Annotated in this window: 9 protein-coding genes; all 9 read left to right on the forward strand. The window is 58.4% G+C overall.

The annotated features are described in order from the left end of the window. Nucleotides 1–12 precede the first annotated feature (12 nt). The 9 genes from ABC336_RS22810 to ABC336_RS22850 all read left to right on the forward strand — a co-directional run bounded on the left by ABC336_RS22810 (nt 13) and on the right by ABC336_RS22850 (nt 20,750). Entirely contained in the window at nt 13–6,303 is a 6,291-nt protein-coding gene (locus ABC336_RS22810) for a hypothetical protein (protein WP_413240829.1), read from the forward strand. Nucleotide 6,304: 1 nt separating this feature from the next. Continuing rightward, nucleotides 6,305–9,910: an S-layer homology domain-containing protein gene (locus tag ABC336_RS22815; protein ID WP_413240830.1), complete on the forward strand. Its 3,606-nt coding sequence runs from the start codon at nt 6,305–6,307 to the stop codon at nt 9,908–9,910. A gap of 136 nt (nt 9,911–10,046) precedes the next feature. Next, nucleotides 10,047–11,051 carry a LacI family DNA-binding transcriptional regulator gene (locus ABC336_RS22820; protein ID WP_413240831.1) on the forward strand — a complete coding sequence of 335 codons (1,005 nt, stop codon included), beginning with the start codon at nt 10,047–10,049 and terminating at the stop codon, nt 11,049–11,051. 73 nt (nt 11,052–11,124) lie between these two features. Beyond that, entirely contained in the window at nt 11,125–12,561 is a 1,437-nt protein-coding gene (locus tag ABC336_RS22825) for a sulfatase-like hydrolase/transferase (RefSeq protein ID WP_413240832.1), read from the forward strand. Between the two features lie 31 nt (nt 12,562–12,592). After that, nucleotides 12,593–13,399 carry an alpha/beta hydrolase gene (locus tag ABC336_RS22830; protein WP_413240833.1) on the forward strand — a complete coding sequence of 269 codons (807 nt, stop codon included), beginning with the start codon at nt 12,593–12,595 and terminating at the stop codon, nt 13,397–13,399. Beyond that, entirely contained in the window at nt 13,396–14,799 is a 1,404-nt protein-coding gene (locus tag ABC336_RS22835) for a sulfatase family protein (protein WP_413240834.1), read from the forward strand. The genes ABC336_RS22830 and ABC336_RS22835 overlap by 4 nt, the downstream gene beginning before the upstream one ends. An 18-nt stretch (nt 14,800–14,817) precedes the next feature. Further along, entirely contained in the window at nt 14,818–17,928 is a 3,111-nt protein-coding gene (locus ABC336_RS22840) for a glycosyl hydrolase (RefSeq protein WP_413240835.1), read from the forward strand. A 14-nt stretch (nt 17,929–17,942) separates the two neighbouring features. Then, nucleotides 17,943–19,361 carry a sulfatase family protein gene (locus tag ABC336_RS22845; protein ID WP_413240836.1) on the forward strand — a complete coding sequence of 473 codons (1,419 nt, stop codon included), beginning with the start codon at nt 17,943–17,945 and terminating at the stop codon, nt 19,359–19,361. Between the two features lie 21 nt (nt 19,362–19,382). After that, nucleotides 19,383–20,750 carry a sulfatase family protein gene (locus ABC336_RS22850; RefSeq protein ID WP_413240837.1) on the forward strand — a complete coding sequence of 456 codons (1,368 nt, stop codon included), beginning with the start codon at nt 19,383–19,385 and terminating at the stop codon, nt 20,748–20,750. Nucleotides 20,751–20,783 lie beyond the last annotated feature (33 nt).

The following is a 20,783-nucleotide window of genomic DNA, read 5'->3' on the forward strand; positions in this document are numbered from 1 at the left end:
TGTGAGCGGTCAATGAAAAAACGATCAATTAAGAAAGCGTTATCTATCTTGGTGTCGTTGTCGATGTTGCTTGCCATGATTATGCCTGTCTCTGCGGTGAATGCGTCAAATGGAGCGGTATTCCCCATCGGCTTTGAGACCTCCGAAGGCTATGCGACGGGCGACGTCGCGGGTCAGCCTGCCTCAGGGGGCACGGTGTGGGTCTCGGATGCGCCATCCGGTACGGCGATCATGGAGATCGCAGACGGGGCAGGCGCAGGAGGAGGGCAGGCGCTGGTCGCCCCGGCAACGCCTGTCGGCTTGCCGGCCAATCATCGGCTGCAGCTCATCCCGACGGCAGCCGAGCTCGGAGCGGAGACGCTGCCGGGCATCAAGGTGAGCTACAGCTTCGATCTGCTCATGAATGGCGCACCTGACGGAACATCGGCCAATGTCTGGACGATCGGTGTCGGCACGGGCGCCAATCCTGCGGCGATGGCCGCGCGCTTGCAGGTGCGCGCCAACGGCAAGCTGGCGTATGGCGAAGGGACTTCCAACCTCGTGGCCAAGAACGCTGCGGGTGCAGATCTCGTACTGCAGCAGGGCCAATGGGTAACCATCAGCGGCGTGCTGGACTTCACCGCACATACGTACACGCTGACGATCGACGGCGTACAGCAAGTGAATGCCAATAGTGAAGCGGATATCGACTTCCGCACGGGCACGCTGAATGCCTTCTACAGCTTCATGCTTATGAATATGGTTGCCGGCTCGGATGCCAACTATCGGCCGATCGGCATCGACAACCTGAGCCTGGCTCGCGTAACGGATGAGCCTGGCCCGGGCACGGACGGCGAAGCCTATGTTCTTTATACGTACGACTTTGAGGACGGGACGCTGCCTCCAGGCTGGTCTTCGACCGGCAGCTCAGGCTCGGAATGGTCGGTCATCCAGGATCCGGACGATGCGGACAATTATGTGTTTGCCCGGACGCTGCCTGCATTCAGCCAGGGCACGGTGGATGCGACCTCCTACAAGTACGCCTTCGGCCATCCCGAATGGTCCGATTATATCTTTGACGCTGATGTAAAGCCACGGTCCGAGCTTGCGCCGATCTCGTTCAACTTCGGCATTATGGGACGTTACGTGGGAGCGGGAACCGGGCTGGATACGAACAATCGCACCTTCAAATTCAACTCGGGCCCGAATAACTTTGCTTACCAGGCGTTCACAGGCCGGGATGCGTTCTATGCCGGCACACAAGTGGCTGACGGTCATACGGGCTGGAGAAGCCTGTTTGCCAGATTCGATGATACGCGCAATTACCTTGCGGCAGATGGCCAGCTCACGGAGATTGCGGCGAACAGATATTCGCCGGAGTACTACGCGATCGCCGGCGGCACCGTGGTGCTCGGCCCTTCGAACAATCAGCAAAGGTACGATGACAGCACGCAGAGCTCTTCGATGCTCTCGCCAGTCGGTCAGGCAGGCTTTGCGGAGCGGAGGGGCTGGGCAATCTATGATAACGTAACGTTGCGTGTGAAGGAGACAATCAATGAGCTGGCAGCTTCTGCGGCAGACGGAACGCCGCTCGGGGATCCGCTGCTGGTCAATCAAGTGATTCCCCTCGTGGTCGAAGGCCGGATCGCCGATCCGTTTGACGGAATCGAGCATCGGCAGATCGATACCAACCTGACGGAGATCATCTGGCAATCCAGCGATCCTGAAGCGATCAGTGTGTCGGACGAGGGCGTCCTGCGGGCGCTTGCGCCGAACGCACAGGCGACGATTACCTATCATCTGGAGCAGCAGCCGGGCGTCGCAGGACAGCTGGTCATCCAGACGGGGAGCGAAGCGATAGAGAAGGTGCTGGAGCGCATCGAGATCGCCGACTACGGAAGCATTGTCGAAGATGCAGCCGTGCGCATGTTTGCCCACGACGAGCTGGATATTGAACGGGTGCTGCGCGTGAACGCCCATTATAATATCGAGGCAGCGGCCGATGTCAGCAGCGAGGTTGACGTCGCTTTGGACAGCTCCGACGGAAGCAGCGCCAAGGCGACCATAGATCAAGGCGTACTGACATTGACAGAGCAAGCGATCGCCGGTGACCGGATCCATCTGAATGTAGTGTATGAAGAGGATGACATCACGGAGGAGGCGGTGCTCACCATTGAGGTGAAGCCGGACATTCCGATGGATGTTCTCTCCATGTATCCTTATACCGGCGTGATCTTCCTGGATACGACACTGAACCTGGATACGTTTACGACAGTGTACACCGGCAGCAAGCCGGCGGCCAATGAGCGGATCGGTCCTGTAGGGCAAGTGACCGGCTTCGTCGACTTCACGCTGGAGCACGGGGCGGACATCGCCGAGCTGAACGGCAGCATCCTGTCGCTCAAGGCCAATGCCGAGAAGCGGGATTCGATCATCATCGGCTTCAGCTACACGGCGGAAGGTCCGGAAGGTCCGGTCACGCTGACCAATGAATTGAAGCTGCAGGTCGTCGACTCCATCATGCAGGGAGGCGAGGACGTCTACGATCCCGAGATCGTCAACGGGGCCTCGCCTGACGACATCCTGACAGGCATGCAGATCGTCAAGGACCCTGTTATCCTAAGCAATCCGCCAGAGCTGGCGCAGTCGGGAGTCGGCATCCTGGATGTGCTGCCGATGCTCAAAGGACAGAGCCTCAATCTGTCGAAGGAGCTCCGGATCACCGGCTACTATGACAACCCGAACAACCGGACCCGCATCACGAATCAGGTCGCGTGGTCCGTCGAGACGCCGGCAGGCGGGCAACCGGCAGCACAAATCACGACGAACAGCTCCAATGAGAAGATTCTCTCCTTCGTCGACCCGTCCAGTCAAGGGCCGGCAGTCGGCGCAGTCATCCAAGCCTCATACCAGGGCGTGGAGCAGTCGTTTGAGGTGGCAGGCATTCAGGCGGAGCGATTGGTACTGGATCAGGATCAGGTGGATCTGGTCGATGGAGAAGCCTTTCATCTGGCCGACCATGCGAGAGCACGGATTGCCGGCAGCTATGAAGGTACAGAGTACATGGTTGACGTGCCTGGCGACATCGAGTGGACCGTGCATCCGGACGATACGGCCAAAGCCGCTCTAGTGGGAGATGAGCTGTCGATCCTGCAGATGAACGACGGGGACGAGGTGCGGCTTCAAGCGCATTATGTTGCCGATCCGAGCGTCACGGCTACGTTGACAGTCCGACTGGTCGAGCAACTGCAGGTTCAGATCGACACCAGTACGTTTACTGAGTACAACCACAACATTATGGGCTTCAACGATATGCGCTGGGGCGGCAACGCCAACGGCTACAGCGACCCGGAGATTACGGATCTGGTGAAGCCTCTGAAGCCGAGTGTCATGCGTTTTCCCGGCGGGACAAGAGCCAACTACTATCGTTGGGAGATTGGCGGCTATATCAATGAGACCTTAGCGGCGCACAGCAAGAACGGCCATCAATTTATGATTAATGATCCGCAGAACAACCTGGAGTTTTCGCTGGATCATTTCATGGATTTTGTAGAAGAGGTCGGAGCCGAGCCGCTCGTGGTCGTCAATCTGTATACCGCAGACACCGATTCGATCGTTGAGCTGTTGAAGTATTCCAAAAGCCAGGGCTATGACATCAAATATTGGGAGCTCGGCAATGAGATGCATCTGCAAGGTGGCGGAGGAGCTCCGCACCGCAATGCGTTTCCGACCGTGCAGGATTATGCCAGAAAAGCGAAGGAAGTCTCGATGGCGCTCAAGGCGATCGACCCGGACATCGAGACGATCGTCATCGGGGAACGTTACCTGGGCGCCCAGGGGCTGGAAGCGGATGAGGCGTATATGCTTCGCTGGTCCGAGGGGCTGATGGAGGACGCTTCCTATTATGATATCGTATCGAATCACTGGTATTGGTATATCAATCATTACCCGAGCGACATCGCATATCGCGATGAAGTGAAAGCCGCGTTGACGGTAGCTCCCGGCATCATCCGCTATGATGCGGAGCATGTGGCGGAGCGCTATCCGGGCAAGAAGATCGCTTTCACCGAATGGGGAATCCTGCCGGACAATCAGTATAAGACGAACAAAACGTTGTTGAACGCGTTGTTCGATGCCGATATCGTGCTTAATATGGTGAAATACGACAACATTGCCTTCTTCAATCGGCATAATCTGGCAGCCAACAATTTTGAGGTGATCGGATACAAGGGCGCGCCTACGGCAAACTCGCATGAACCGGTAAAGCGGGCGTCCTACCATACGTTCGAGCTGTTGGGAAGCTTGTTTGATGTGACGGATGAGCGTGCCGACGTTGTGGTGCAGCACAACAACTATCTGACACCGGTCAGCCCGTACGAAGAAATGGTTCCTGTACTGGACGTATCGGCCTTCCGCAATTCGGCGGATGACACGACGTATCTGGCTGCCATCAATAAAGGCGAGGTTGATAAGCCGGTCGCGATCAGCCTGGATGGAGCTGCCGTGCAGCAGCCTGTCCGAATGAAGTATGTGACGGGAGAGACCTTGACCGATGGCAGCGGTGACCCTGTCTACACCCTGCAGCGCAACAACGGCGGCGTGCTCTACCCAGGCACGGATTTCCTGGCGCCCAAGCCGCTCGACGGCACGCAGGAGGTCACCATTCAGGAGGTCATCTTCCAGCCAGGCGACAGTATCGTCATCCCGCGTTACAGTGTGGCGGTATTGGAGCTTCTCGAGGGCGGCACAGAAGCTGCGGAGGCTTACGTGGTGTATGAATATGATTTTGAGGATGGTCTCCCTGCCGGCTGGAATACGGCAGGCACCTCTGGCAGTGAGTGGGGAATCGTCGCCGATCCGGCAGATGCGGGCAACCACGTGTTCACCCGCACCTCATCAGCTAACCAAGGGCCGTACTTCTTGCCCTTCGGGGCACCGGTTTGGACGGATTATACGATCGAAGCGGATATCATGCCGGTGGAACCGCCCGCGGTCAATTCCTATTTCGGCTTGATCGGGCGCTTCGGCTCAGATGATGCGGGGCAGCATACGAGCAATCGAAAGTCGACTTATTTCCGTGGGATGAATGGCTTTTCTTACCGTACCTTCACAGGTACTGACGAGAATTATGCCAGCAGTGCCACACAAGCAACGGATGCATTCACAAGCTGGCGCACATTTCTCGTTCGATACGATGGAGGCAAAAATTACTTTTCCGCCGGCGGACAATTGGCGCAGGATGTTTCGCAACGCTTCAGCCTGGATTATTACGTTATGAATAGCGGGACCGACAGTTTATCACCAAGCCGGAATGGGGCCAAATACGATGACGCCGGACAAACCCCCTCGAAGCTGGCTGCGCAAGGCCAGGCGGGCTTGGTAGAGAAGCAGAGCAAAGCCTATTACGACAATATTATTGTCAGAGTGAAGGAATCGATCAACGAAATCGAGATTGTGTCTAAGGAAGAGAATGTCTCGTTAACAGAGTCTCTAGTCGTGAACCAGCCGATTCAGTTGGGCGTAAAGGCGTCGTTAGTCCAAGCGTTCGATGGCGTGACGCATCGGCCAATCGATGACCAGCTAACCCGTATCGAATGGATAAGCGACAACCCCGAGGTTGCGGTCGTTGCAGCAGACGGAGGCTTGACGATGCTGGATACGCATAGCAGCGCTGTTATTACAGCAAGGCTGTATGACGCGCCGCACATTTCCTTCAGCGTACAAGTATCCAGCGGCAGCGAGGTGATGCAGCCCGAGGTGGTATCCCTTTCATTCCAGAACTTCGGCGCAATTGTCGAGGATCAGACGATGGCGATGTTTCCGCATGATGAGCTTGTATTGAACCGGGTGCTGCGTCTGGAGGCGGAGTTCGGTCAGGGCGTCAAGCAGGATGTGACAGCGGAAGCAACGATCCGCTTGAACGAAGCGGATGGGAGCCACACGAAGGCAACGATAACGAATGGAAGGTTAATCCTTGATGAAGCTGCCGAGCCGGGCAGTGAGATTACGTTGCTGGCCGAATATACCGATGAGGAAGATATGGTTCACAGCGCGACACTAGCTATTGAGATCAAGCAGCCCGTGGATATCGAGGTTATTGCTATGAAGCCGAGCCATGGTCTGGTTGGTATGAATGACACGCTTAATCTGGATTTGGCGACCAGCGTATATACGGGAAACAAGAGCAAGCAGTTTGATAACGTATCGGGCTTTGTGGACTGGAGCATCAAGGTGGGCTCAGATATCGCCGAGCTGGATGGCAGCGCTGACGATCTCCCCGAATGCTCAACCTCGGGATTCGATCATAGTTCAGGTCGCCTATGAAGTGCAGACAATCGATGGAGCCCGGACGCTTACGAATGAATTTCACGTGGAAGTGGCGCATGAGCCGATGCCGGGCGGTGAGGATGAATACGATGAGTCCAACGTGAACCAGGCTTCGCCTTACGATGTGCTTCAGGGGCTGAGGTTCGAGCAGAAGCAGTATATACTTGACGAGCTGTATATCCAAAGCGGCTCGAGTCTGAATCTTTACCGGGATCTAAAAGTGCGAGGGGTGTACGATAACCTGCTTAACTCCACACTGCTTACTAGCCAGGTAGTCTGGAGTCTGGAACAAGATCCGGGTGAGCCGGTCGGCGAACTGGTGATGAACTCGCAGAATCAGCCTGTGCTCAGGTTCATCGGACAGAATGCTGAGCTGACGGAGGGGACCGTCGTCATCCGGGCTACCTACAATGATATATCGCACGCCATTCCGGTTCACTTTGTCCAGCCTGAGGAGCTGGTTATCGAGCCTGCGGCATTAAAGCTGCTGCCGGATGAAACGCTGCATCTCCGCGATCACGTACGCGCGAGGCTGACCGGGACTTACGAAGGGAACAGCTATTCGCTGGATGCGAGCGCACGCGTGGACTGGTCGGTTCCCGCACAATATCAAAGTCTGGTTGAGCTGGACGGGAACCTAGTCTCATTTCCATCGGCAGAGAATGGCGATGCTGTGGCGCTTGCAGCAGCATACGACGCAGAGGTGCAATTGCAGGCTGAGCTGGCGATCGAGATCGTGCCATCACTGCAGCTGGGGATCGATCCCGCATTAGCCCAGGACTACCATAACGATCTGCTCGGATATAACGACAACCGTTGGGGAGTGAACGCTTCCCGGTACACGGAGCAGGATATCATCGATCTGACGATGCCGCTAAAGCCGGCCTATATCCGGTTTCCCGGCGGATCGCGCGGCAATTATTATCAATGGCAGATTGAAGGCTATATTCCGCATATATTGAGCAATCCGAATGACCTCGCGAGTTATCAGAACATGATCGATGATCCGTACAGTCAAGGAATCATCTCGATTGACGATTTTATCGCTTATACGGATGAGGTTGGAGCAGAGCCTATAGTACAGCTTAATCCGTATACGGCGGATGTCGATTCGGCGGTAGGGTTCCTGGAATATACCATGCAGCAAGGCTATGAGGTGAAGTACTGGGAGATCGGCAATGAGCTTAGCTACCTTGGCGGAGCAGGAGCGCCTTACCGCGTTGCTTTTCCGACTGTGGAGGATTATATCCGTAAGGCCAAGGAGTTTGCCCTGGCGCTGAAAGCGGTCGATCCTACGATTAACATTATCGTAGTAGGTCCCAAATTCTTTTCGGTATATGGCGACGAACCCGATAATGAATTCAACAGGGATTGGGCGGAGAAGCTCGGACAAGAGGATTTTTATGAAATTGTCGTTTATCATTTATATTGGCAGAACCTGTATGACGTGGCTGAAGTCGACTACTTTGAAGAAATTCACATCGGCATGCGGCGAGCGCAGCCGCAGATCGAGGATATGGCGCGCGCCTTGCAGCATTACTTCCCGGGCAAGCAGGCGGCGATTACCGAATGGGGCATTCTGAGGGATAATACGCGCGTGAGCAAGACCTTGTTCAATGTACTGTACGATGCGGAATCGATCTTGAATTTTATCCAGTATGACAATATAACGATTACAAACCGGCATGTGCTGGCAACAAACCAATACGAGCTGATCGGATACACCGGGACGCCTGCGAGCAATTCTCATGATGCAACGATACGAGCGCCATATTACGCCTTTCAATTGCTGGCGGAGCTGTTCGAGCAGTCGGATCAACGAATCGAGGCAGCAATTGCCGGCGGCAAGCAGCTGGTGCCGGACGAGTATGAACACGGAAGAATGATACCGGAGCTGCTGACAACGGCTTTCAGGGATTCTGCCACGGGCAAGCTGTTTGTCGCGGCTGTCAACAAGTCGGGCCTGGATAAGCCGATCGATGTTCACGTGGAAAATGACAATCGCCAGTATCGAGCGGAGATGAGCTATATAACGGGCGAGACGATCGTGGACGATCAAGGCGACAATCGGTTTACGCTGCAAAATAATAATGGCGGTGTGAAATACCGTCAGGCCGACTTTCTGGCCGACATCCCGATGGATAAGACTCAGCATGTGTATACAAGAACACAATCGTATGAAGCGAATGAGTCATGGATTATTCCGCGTTACAGTGTAGCTGTGCTGGAATTGATCGAGGTCGGGACGGATAACCCGGGACCGGGGCAGCAGCCGGGATGGTCTCCTTCAGGGCTTCCATCCAATCCTCCATCGAGCACACCGCAGGGGATGCTTGACGCAAGCGCTCTTAAGACTCAACTCATCGCCAATGAAACAGACAGGATGCTTCTCCGGGCAGAAGCGGATGCTTTGCAATTGGAAGCAGCGATCAAGCAGCTGGAGATGCTGGAAGACAAAAGATTGACGATCGCGTTGACGGCGAACGGGTCAGACCTGGAGCTGGTGTTACCGCTGCAACAGCTTGCGGAAGGAACGATGGCTGCGCCTTCCCTAGAGCTGTCTATTGAAGTGGATGGCGTACACTATGTGCTGCCGCTGGCCGCATGGGATCTGACCGCCCTGCTTGAGCAGGGGGGTGACGCCGCTGAGGCGGCGACGCTGACCGTGAAGATCGGGCAAGCGCCGGACAATGTGAAGCAGCAGCTGCAAGCAGCGGCCGAAGAAGCCGGGGGGGAGCTGCTGCTCCCGGGAACCAGCTTTGAAGTCCGTGCTGATACGGGCACAGGCAGCTTCGAGCTGCAGCCGGGCGGAGGCGAGTATGTAGAGCGCAGACTGCAGCTGCCGGACACAGTGGACATGTTCAAAGCGGCAGGGGTATGGCTTGATCCGGCGAGCGGAGAGCTGGCCTTCGTGCCGACCGTGTTCGAGCTGCAGGAGGGCGCGCATTGGGCGCGCATGCTGCGTCCGGGAAACAGCGTATACACGGTATTGCAACTGGAGCGGGCCTATGCGGATCTGGCGGGTCACTGGGCGCAGCGCGAGATTGAACAGCTGGCGTCGAAGCTGATCGTCAAGGGGCGAACCGGGCATGTATACGCCCCGGGGGATGCGGTGACGCGAGCGGAATTCGCAGCGTTGCTCGTCAGGGCGCTCGGACTGGGCGGTACACGGTCAGTCCCGCTCGAAGAGCAGCCGCGATTCACCGATGTAACGGCTGGCGCATGGTATGCACAGGCCATAACAGACGCAACAGCAGCAGGACTGATCCATGGCTTCGAGGATGGCAGCTTCCGTCCGGCCGAGACGGTGAGCCGCGAGCAGATGGCGCTGATGCTGGAGCGAGCAGTGGCGTTCGCGGAAGCCGGGCTGGGTGTCGAGCGAGCTTCCCGTCATGAACAGACAGGCGAAGCGGGTATTCAGGTCTATGAAGATGCTGCTGCCATAGCTGACTGGTCGAAGGCTGCCATCGGTTTTGTGCGGCATCGCGGCCTGATGGACGGGGTGAGCGACAGGATATTTGATCCCCAAGGCGAGACAACACGCGCGCAGGCTGCTCTAGTCATTCACCGCATGCTAGCTGAACTCGGGTTTGTACAACTTTAAAAAGTAAAAATATGTAAATTTTTGATTGTCATATCGTAAATTCTATGCTAGAATGAAAGAGGTTTACTTAAGTCTTTCGGACCGGTCGCTCCTTCCCGGGGCGGCTCGGTCATATTAAGGAAGTGGGAATGAAGCGATGAACATCTACGAAGTGGCTGAGCTTGCTGGCGTATCGATCGCAACCGTATCGAAGGTGATCAACGGCAAGTCCGACATCAGTCAGGCGACCAAGGACAAAGTGTTGAAGATCATGGAAGAGAATAATTATAAACCGAGATTATCAGCCGTGAACGTGCGGAACATCGCGGTTTTTGCCCCGCTGGGCAATAACCGGCAGCTGACCAACCCTTATTTTTCCCGGATTCTGAGCGGCATTGGCGATGTCGCTTTTGACCATGATTATTCGATTACGCTGGTGTCTACGCTGCGCATCCCGCGCAACAAGCAAAGCTTCAACAAGTATTGCCAGCAGCGCAAGATTTATGGCGGCATTTTTGTGCTGTCTTCCTTGGAGGACACCTACATTGCCAATTTTGCCGGCAAGCAGCCGCTTGTCGTGCTCTCCCGCAGATTCGACAATATCGCATCGGTGGAGCCTGATAATGAAGCTGGCGGCTATGATGCGGTGAAGCACTTGATCGACTACGGTCACCGGGATATCCTGTTTGTCGTGCCCAGCCTGAGCTTTCACGACCATGTGATGCGCATCCGGGGCGCCGAGCGGGCGCTGCAGGAGGCAGGTCTGCACAAGCATCCGGCCAGTTTGAACGATTCGCTCCTGCTGAGCGATACGGATTATGGCCATTATCTCAAAAATCTTGTGCAACAAAAATCGATGCCGACGGCGATGTTCGTAGCCGACGATCATGAGGCGATCCGGACGATGCGGCTGCTTGGCGAGCTGGGGGTCAAGATTCCGGATGATCTGTCGATCGTCGGATATGACGATCTGTACTTCTCCACCAATATTACACCGTCCCTGACGACGGTGTACCAGCCGACTTACGAGGTAGGCAAGGAAGCGTGCCGCATGCTGATCGGCATGATGGAGAACCATGACAAGCCGCAGGATCAGAGGCTCATCATCGAATCAACGAAGTTGATCATCCGCAATTCGACCAGGGCGTTAACCGAAAGGTGACCCCTTTCTTTTATTATTCGAAAGACTTTCGTAAAGTTATTATGATCTAGTTCTGAAAGGGGAATAGTGCCAGGTGAAACCGGTTCCTAATATAGTTCTTATTACCTTGGATGAATGCAAAGCCTCGGCGCTGGGCTGTTACGGCAATGAGGATGCGCTGACGCCGCATATGGATCAGCTTGCCCGCGAAGGGATGCTGTTCGAGGAAGCCTATTGCACCTTTCCCAAGTGCGTGCCGTCCCGCGCAGCGCTGATGACGGGACGATATCCGCATGTGGAAGGCCACCGGACGCTGCCGGGGTTCGAGGTGCGGGCAGGCGAGAACAATCTGATACGCGAGCTGAAGAATGCCGGGTACAAGACTGCGATGTACGGCAAGAATCACACGATCGAGCCGTCCGGTCTGGATGAGCTGTTCGATGCCTATCGTCCGGTGCGCAAGGGCAAGGACGTGCCGTGGGGAAGAGGGCCGGCAGAGCGGGACGATGATCTGTTCCGGGCGTTCTATCGCGGCGATTTCAGTGAGGTCGAACAGATGTCCGATTATTATGCGACGCTGGATGCCAAGGCGTTCATCGAGGAGAACAAGCAGCAGCCATTCTTCCTGCTCGTCAATTATAACGCCCCGCACCCCCCGTATACCGATGTGTCCCCTTATATCGAGCGGATCAGGGAACGGGGGATCCGGCTTCCGGCTGTGGAGCCCCTGGAGCAAGCACCTGCCGTGTTGCGGGCGTACCGGGAGGTCTACGGGCTGGAGCATCTGAGCGAGGCGCAGTGGCGCAAGGTGGTGGAGGCCTATTATGGCCTGGTGTCCTTCGTCGATGGTCAAGTCGGCGAGCTGATGGCGCAACTCGATGCCAGCGGCTTGAGCGAGAACACGATCGTCGTGCTGACCTCGGATCACGGGGACTTTGCAGGAGAACACGGCTGTGTGGAGAAGTGGGATACGATGTTCTACGACTGTCTGATCAAGGTGCCGCTCATGATTCGTTACCCGCAGAAGCTGCAGGCGGGCCAGGTGTCGGGAGCGATGACGGACAATGTGGATGTAGCGCCGACCCTCCTGGAGCTTGCAGGAGGGGAAGCGCCGGAGTGGATGCAAGGCCGCTCCCTGATGGACGTCCTCGCCGGACATGCGAATACGCACAAGGATGCGGTATTTTGCGAAGGCGGCGTGGAGGAGGCGGCCCTGGCGCGGACGGTCGGCCTGGAGACGGAGCTGCACAAGCAGCGGCATCCCAACTACCATTGGAAGCAGGAGCTGATCGTGAAGCATCCCTGGACCATCTGCCGGTCGAAGATGATTCGTACGAAGCGGTGGAAGCTGGTCTACCGGGTCAATGGAGTCACGGAGCTGTATGATCTGGCGAATGATCCGATGGAAGGGACGGATGTGTCCGAGAGGCCGGAGTACCAGGCCGTCAGACACCAGCTCATGGAGCAGCTGCTGCAGTGGGCGATCCGGACGGAGACGGACTATCCGCGCATCGAACAGTTTTATTCCTGAGAATGTCTACACATATACAGGAGGGATAAGCATGCAGCCTCATCAAGTACCCTACAAAACGATAAACGATGTTACCTTGCAGCTTCACCTATTTACACCGGACAGGACCATCTATCCGGGTCCAAGACCGGCGATCCTGTTCTTCTTCGGGGGCGGCTGGATGAGCGGCACGGCGGAGCAGTTCTATAGCCTGTGCGAGCATTTTGCCAGGCGCGGCTTCGTCGCCGCCTCAGCGGATTACCGCATTCAGAGCAAGCATGGCAGCACGCCGTTCGACAGTGTGGAGGATGGCGCGGATGCGCTGTCCTTCCTGCGCGGCAAGACAGAGGAGTGGTCGATCGATCCGCAGAGGGTAGTCGCTGCAGGCGGTTCGGCTGGCGGTCATCTCGCCGCATGCACGGCGCTGTTCGGACACGGCAGCGGCAGCGGTGCGAGCGCGGCAGGTCCGGATGCGCTCGTGCTCTTCAACCCTGTGCTGGACACGACGGCAACCGGCTATCTTGCCGGCGTGCCGAGGCTGCTGGGACGGGAGCTGGAGCTCTCTCCGGCTCATCATGTGAGAGGCGGCCTGCCGCCGACGCTTATCATGCACGGCACCGCCGATCAGGTAGCGCCCTATGAGAATGGAGAACGGTTTCACCGGCAGATGCTGGAGCATGGCAATCGTTGTACGCTGGTTCCCTTCGAAGGCAGGGGACACGGCTTCTTCAATAAAGGCCACGCCAATGGCCAGCCGGGCGACCTGGAGGAGACGATCCGCTATGCGGAGCGCTTCCTGCATGAGCTGGGTTATCCGCTGGGGCAATCGGGACAAGGATGGCAGGTGTCGGAGCGATGAGGGCAAGAACGCTTCCTCATCTGTTGTTCATCATGACGGATCAGCAGCGCAAGGACTCGCTGGGCTGCTACGGGGGGACTTCGGCTGCCACGCCGCATCTGGACCGGCTCGCGTCCTCATCGGCTGCCTTTGACCATTTCTATGTGAATAATCCCGTATGTGTCCCCTCCCGCTGCAGCTTCCTGACGGGGCGGTATCCGTCCGCCCATCGCAGCCGCGACCTGGAGCGTCCGCTCGATCCGGGCGAGCCTCATCTGTTCCGGCTGCTGCAGGAGGCCGGCTACCGGCTGGCGCTCGCGGGCAAAAATCACGCCCTGCCCAAAGAGGAGCTGGCATTGTTCGATCACCGGCTGGAGCGCGGTCATCGCAAGGCCTCCGTACCATCCGCGACGGGGGTCTATGGCAGCGGACGAGATCCCGGATCACTGGAGCAGTATTCAACGGTGCAATTGTGCGAGGATGCCAAGGCATATATGCGACAGGCAGCCGCCGAGCAGCCGGAGCAGCCGTTCTGCCTGTGGCTCTCGATCCCTGATCCGCATACGCCCATCCAGGTGCCGGAGCCGTATGACACCATCGTCAACCGGCAGCAGCTTCCGCCCCGGGTGGAGCCGATGCTGGATAAGAGCAAACCGAACTCACAGCAGCTGCTGCAGCGGCTGCAGGGCGTAGCCGCGGCAGAGCCGGCACTTATCGACGAGTATCGGGCGATCTATTACGGCATGGTCGCCTTGATCGACGAGCAGGTCGGCAGCGTCCTGGACGAGCTGGAGCAGCTGGGGCTGAGCGAGCAGACCATCATCGTCTATACCTCGGACCATGGCGAGTATCTTGGCGATCACGGGATGGTGCGCAAAAGCTGGAATTTCTACGATTGTCTCATGAACGTCCCCTTCATGCTGCAATGGAAGGGCAAGCTGAAGCCTGCGCGGATAACAGATACGATGGCCGAGTCCGTCGATCTGCTGCCTACGCTCCTTGAGCTGATCGGTCTGCTGCCGCCTGAAGGCGTGCAGGGCAGGTCCTTCGCAGCGCTGCTGCGGGGAGAGACCGATGTCCATAAAGACAAGGTCTATGCTGAGGCGGGACATCCGGGGCAGCTGCCGCCGGCAAGCACGATCGAGGAATGGCAGACGCTGGAGAAGCCGGGACCTTACTGGATGATCAGCGCCATGCAGGGCTGTATGGTCCGGACGCTGGATTGGAAGCTGTGCCGCTATGCCAATGGCGAATCCGAGTTGTATGATCTGGCTGCAGACCCTGGCGAGACCGTCAATCTGTATGCCGAGCCGTCTGCCCGCTCCGCCAAGCTGACCATGCTGGAGCTGATGACCGATACGCTGATGGCTGTCCAGGACCCGCGGTATTCGAGCGCGAGGCCGTTTGGCAAACATGGATGAATAGGACGTGAAGAAACAATGAAGCTAACAACGACGCAACAAACCGATGAGACGCTCAATGACGAACTGCTGCGGGATCCGCCCGCCGCGTATCGCAGCCTGCCATTTTGGTCATGGAATGACAAGCTGGAGGCCGGCGAGCTGCGCCGGCAGATCCAGGAGATGAAGGCGGCCGGTCTGGGCGGCTTCTTCATGCATGCCCGGGCAGGCTTGCTGACGGACTATATGGGCGGCGAATGGATGCGGATGATCGAGGCCTCCATCGAGGAGGCCCAGGCGCAGGGTCTCGAGGCCTGGTATTATGACGAGAACGGCTGGCCGAGCGGCGCCGCGAACGGAGAGGTTCCGGCTGCGGCGGCGGCATATCGGCAGCAATGGCTGGAAGCGGTGCCATGTCCCGATGCTGGGGCAGAGCCGGAGCAAGCGGCTGATCCCTCAGCCCTGCTCGCAACCTACACCGGCGCTCAGGGGCAGACAATAGCCATTGTCGTGAAGAGCAGTCCGCATTACACCGATCTGTTGAATGAAGCGGCGGTGCGCTGCTTTATCCAGGTTTGTCATGAGCGGTATGAGCAGCGTTTCGGCGCATATAGCGGGAATGCCGTCCGGGGTGTATTTACCGATGAGCCGCAGCTGGCCCGGCAGGGCTGGCCCTGGTCGGTCCGGATCGCCGAGCTGTATGAAAGCTGGTACGGCAGCAGCATCCTCCCGGTCCTTCATCTGCTGTTCGAGCCTGCGAGCGATCCCGAGGCGGCCAGAGCTGTCAGATACCGTTACTGGAAGATCGTCAGTCATCAGTTCGCGGCCGGCTCCAGGATCATCGGGGAATGGTGCGAGGCGCACGGCTGGGGCTTTACCGGCCATGTGATGGGCGAGAACAACCTGATGTCGCAGATGCAATGCACCGGCGGCGCGATGCCGTATTACGAGCATATGTCGATGCCGGGCATCGATCTGCTGGGACGGACGCTGGAGCTGGTCAATATCCCGAAGCAGGCTTCATCCGTGGCCAGGCAGCTCGGCATGCGCGAGGTGCTGACGGAAACCTTCGGCTGCTGCGGCTGGGACCTCAGCCTGGAGGAGATGAAGCGAATCGCGGAATGGCAGTTCGTGTTGGGCATCAACCGGCTCTGTCCGCACCTGCAGTCCTATTCGCTCAAAGGCGTGCGCAAGCGTGACTATCCGCCGTCGCTGTTCGATCAGCAGCCATGGTGGAAGACATACCGGCAGTTCAATGATTATTTCGCGCGGCTGACATATATGCTGACGCTTGGCGAAGCCGTCACAGATACGCTGGTGCTGCATCCGATCCGTTCGGCCTGGCTGATCCATGATCGGAGCGGCAGCTCCGCAGAGGAGTTGGCGCAGCTCTCTGCGCGCTGGCTGGAGGTATCGCAAGCGCTCCTGGCGCAGCAGATCGATTATGATTATGGCGATGAGGGCCTGATGCACAAGCACGGAGCCGTGGAGCAAGGCAAGCTGAGGATCGGGCGCCAGACGTACAAGACGGTGATCCTGCCGGGACTGCTCGGGCTGGACCGCCACACGCTGAGCCTATTGAACGCGTTTGCCGAGCAGGGCGGCAAGGTGCTGGTCGTCGGGGAGTGTCCGACCTGCATCGACGGGGCTCCCGGAGGAGATAACGACTTTGCCATCTTGCGGAAGCACGCAGGGTTCGTGGCGGCAGAGCATCTCGGCAGCCTGTCCGCCAGCATCCGTCCTACGCTGCGCGTACGAGCTGCAAGCCGGGTGACACAGGACCTGTCGAAGCTCTATGTTCAGAAGCGCAGGATCGGCGGCGCGATGCTGTATTATTGCGTCAATACGAGTGATCGCCAGACGCTGGAGCTGATGCTGTCGCTGCGCGCCGAAGCAGGCGACCACGCGGCGCTCTCGCTGATCGAGCTGGAGAGCGGGCGCATGCTGCCTCTGGGGTGGGACGCGCTGGAGCGGGTCGTCTTCCGTCCGGGACAGTCGTATCTTTTTCTCGCCCGAGACAAGGGAGACGCCGGGCGGCAGCCAGTTCCGTCCTCCGCAGCCTTGCGGCTGCCGGATCGTATCCGTCCGGAAGGAGGTGCGGAGGCGGCAGCCTTCCAGGAGGCCTGGCAGCTTCGGCTGCATGAGCCCAATGCGCTGACCTTGGATTATGCACGCTACCGCATCGATGGCGGCGCATGGTCGGAGCAGCCGGTCTATGTCCTGAACATTCAAGAGGCTTGTATCGCATGCAAGCAGCCGGTGGAGGTCGAGCTCGAATTCACGTTCCATGTGGAGGAGACAGCAGGTCTCCATACTGGCGGGATCCAGTTGGCTATGGAGGATCGTACCGGCTGGCTGGCGGAGCTCAACGGACAGCCGGTTCCCCTGGAGGCGTCGGGCAGCTGCCGCGATCATGCGATCGGGACCTATGCGGTGGGGGCCTTTGTCCGGCCGGGCGAGAACCGGCTGCTCCTGAAGCGGGACTTCCACTGCAGCGAGGATGTGTATGCGTATCACGAGAACACGAGCGTGCACGAGATTGTCAGGAACAAACTGACCTATGACGTGGAGATCGAATCGGTGTATCTGCTTGGCGATTTTGGCGTTCAGCCGGGGGACTATGTCTTCGATGCGTCCGCAGAGCCGGGCGTATGGCGGGCCGGGGGCGGCTGGCGGCTGACCGCGCCGCCTGTGCAAGCCTTCCTGCACGATATGACCCCGGCCGGGTTATGGTTCTATGCAGGCGAAGCCTCACTAAGCCAGACGATCGCGATCGGACCGGAGGAGCAGCAGCGCCTGCAAGCGGGGGAGCGCTTCGTGCTGACCTGGGAGGAGAGCCGTATTCCGGCTGCGGCGATTACGGTGAATGGGGGCGCGGCAACGGCGGTGCTGTGGGCGCCTTACGTCTGTGATATTACAGAGCAGCTGGAGCCGGGCGACAATGAGATCAGGGTGACGCTGATGACCTCGTGCCGCAATTGGCTGGGACCGCATCATCATGTCAGCGGGGAGCTGCATTTTGTCGGGCCGAGCAGCTTCACGGACCGCCTCGGCTGGGTCGACCGCGGCTTGAAGGAGAAATGGACAGACAGCTACAGCTTTGTGGCTTGCGGACTGACGGGCTTTGCGGGCAAGTGGACACCATCATGAGGAGATGAGGCAGCATGTCAGAAGAACTTCAACGACCTAATATATTGCTCATTCAATCCGATCAGCACCGGTATGACTGCGTCGGCCGCAGCCGCGATTATCCGGTGCGGACGCCGCACATGGACCGGCTGGCAGAGGAAGGACTATGGTTCTCCCAGGCGTATACGCCGATACCGCTGTGCTGCCCCGCCAGACAATCGCTGCTGAACGGGCGGAGGCCAGAGGCCTTTGGCGCCCTGTGGAATTATAATGGCGCGCCGCCCATGCAGGCGCTGCAGCCGGACGCTTACGCCTGGCCGCGCGAGCTTGGCAAGGCGGGCTATCGCAATGGATTCTGCGGCAAATGGCATGTCAATCCGGATCATGGTCCGGAGGCGTTCGGCTTCGACGAGACGGTGGGCCAAGCGGAATATCGGGCGCATATTGACCAGCGCTACCCGGGCTTGACCTATACGAACGGCTGGTTTGGCGAACGCAACCCGGTCGAGCTGGAGGATGCGTATACTCATTATCTGGCCGATCGGACGATCGACATGATCGAGCGGTTCACGGCGGAAGGCAAGCCGTGGCACCTGCGTCTTGATTTCCCCGATCCGCATCTGCCGTGCCGGCCTTCCGAGCCCTTTGCCTCGATGTACAAGCCGGATGAGGTGCCGCAGTGGCGCAGCTTTGACGAGCGCTTCGAGGGCAAGCCGTATATTCAGAAGCAGCAGCTGTACAACTGGAGGGTGGAGGACTATACGTGGCAGGACTGGGCGCCGACGGTCGCCCTCTATTACGGCGCGATCAGCCAGGTGGACGATGCCATCGGGAAGGTGCTGTCTGCACTCGACCGGCTGGGACTGGCAGAGAACACGATCGTCATTTACACCTCGGATCACGGCGATATGTGCGGCGGCCACAGGATGATGGACAAGCACTACATTATGTATGATGATGTCGTCCATGTACCCTTCATCATCCGCTGGCCGCAGCGGATCCAGCCAGGCTCGGTCTGCGATGCGTTCGTCTACAACCTGCTGGATCTTCCGCCGACGCTGCTGGAGGCAGCCAGCCTCCCCGTGCCGGAATGGTTCCACGGCCGGACGCTGATGCCGATCCTCGCCGGGCAAGCGGTGAGCGACTGGAGAGAGGAGGCCGTCTCGACCTATAACGGCCAGCAGTTCGGATTGTACAGCCAGCGGATGCTGCGGACGCGGGAGTGGAAGTATGTATGGAATCTTACGGATATCGATGAACTATATGATCTGCGGAACGACCCTGAAGAGCTGCGCAACCGGATCGCCGATCCGGCTTGCGAAGCGGTGGTGGCTGACCTGCGGCAGCGGCTGGAGGCGGAGCTGACACGGTGCGGCGACGCGATCATCAACCGCTGGACGAGAGCGCAGCTGCTTGAGCAGCGACAAGCAAGCATACTGACCGCATACGAATAGAGTTAAAGGAGGAGAGCGAGCATGCCTACACAAAGAAAAAAAGCGCCGAATATTGTATTCATCATGTCGGATCAGCACCGGGCCGATATCCTGGGCTCCCACCGCAGCGAGCTTCGCACCCCTCATCTGGACCGGTTGGCAAAGGAAGGGACGAGCTTTAACCATTGCTATACCTCTGCGCAAGCGTGCGTTCCCGCCAGAGCGTGCATGATGACGGGCCGGTACGCTGAGCTGCACCGGACGTTCAGCAACCAGGAGGTGATGTCCGAGGTGGAGACGACCTGGCCTGAGGTGCTGGACCGTCACGGCTACCAGGCGGTAGCGGTCGGGCGGACGCATCATATCGATAAAGGCTTCGAAACGGTGCGCGTCCCCTACGGGCAATCCTATCCGATGATCGATTACAACGACGTTCACGAGATTCCTTGGGGACCCCAAGGCTTCACGGCTTGCAGCCCTGTGCCGTTCGAGGAATTCTATGAGAAGAAGGTGGCGGATACCGCCGTGGGCCTGATGGAGGATCTGGGCCGCAACCAGCCGTTCGCGATGTATGTCGGGCTGCTGGCGCCGCATCCGCCCTTTGTCCTGCCCGAGCCCTTCTACAGCATGTACAGCGCGGATGCGATCCGCTATGAGCCGCAGGCGCCGCCGCCGGCAGGCAGCCGGATCGCGCAGACGGTCAGACGGCACTACGGCGAGCATCTGACAGAGGAGCGGCAGCGGCAGCTGCAAGCGGCCTACTACGGGATGGTCAGCATGATGGACGCCTGTATCGGCATCCTGCTGGACGGTCTGGACCGGCTCGGTCTGGCCGACGATACGATCGTCATCTATACCAGCGATCATGGCGAGCAGATGGGACATCGCGGCTTGTGGAACAAAGGAGTCGGGTATGACAAGGCGCTCCGCGTGCCCTTGATCATCAGGCAGCCGGGCGTCGTCCCGGCTGACCGGACCAGCGAGGCGATGACGGAGATGGTCGATCTGTTCCCGACGATCCTGGAGGGAGCCGGCATACCCGAGCAGGAATGGCCCGTCGGGCGCAGCGGCCGCAGCTTCTGGCGCGCGGCGGCAGGAGAGACCCGGGAGCATCGCGACTGGGTATACAGCACTTTATCGAACGGACGGGGCCAGCTCTACCGGGATGAGTCGTGGAAGCTGTGGTACGAGGTGTGCGGGGAGGGGGACCGCATCACGGAGCTGTATGATCTGAAGGGAGACCCGGAGGAGCAGGTCAATCTGTACCACGACCCGGACTATGCGCCGGTTCGCGACCGCATCCAGCAGCGGCTGCGGGACTTCTCGCTGACGGCCTTGCACGAAGGGGTATCCGTCCTCTATCCGCAGGCGACGCAGGCGCCGACCTACAATGGACAGTTTAAAAAATGACAACGATCAGCAGAACGGAGCAGGGATGAAGGG

This window comes from Paenibacillus jepli (assembly GCF_047238105.1).
Lineage (GTDB): Bacteria > Bacillota > Bacilli > Paenibacillales > Paenibacillaceae > Paenibacillus_D.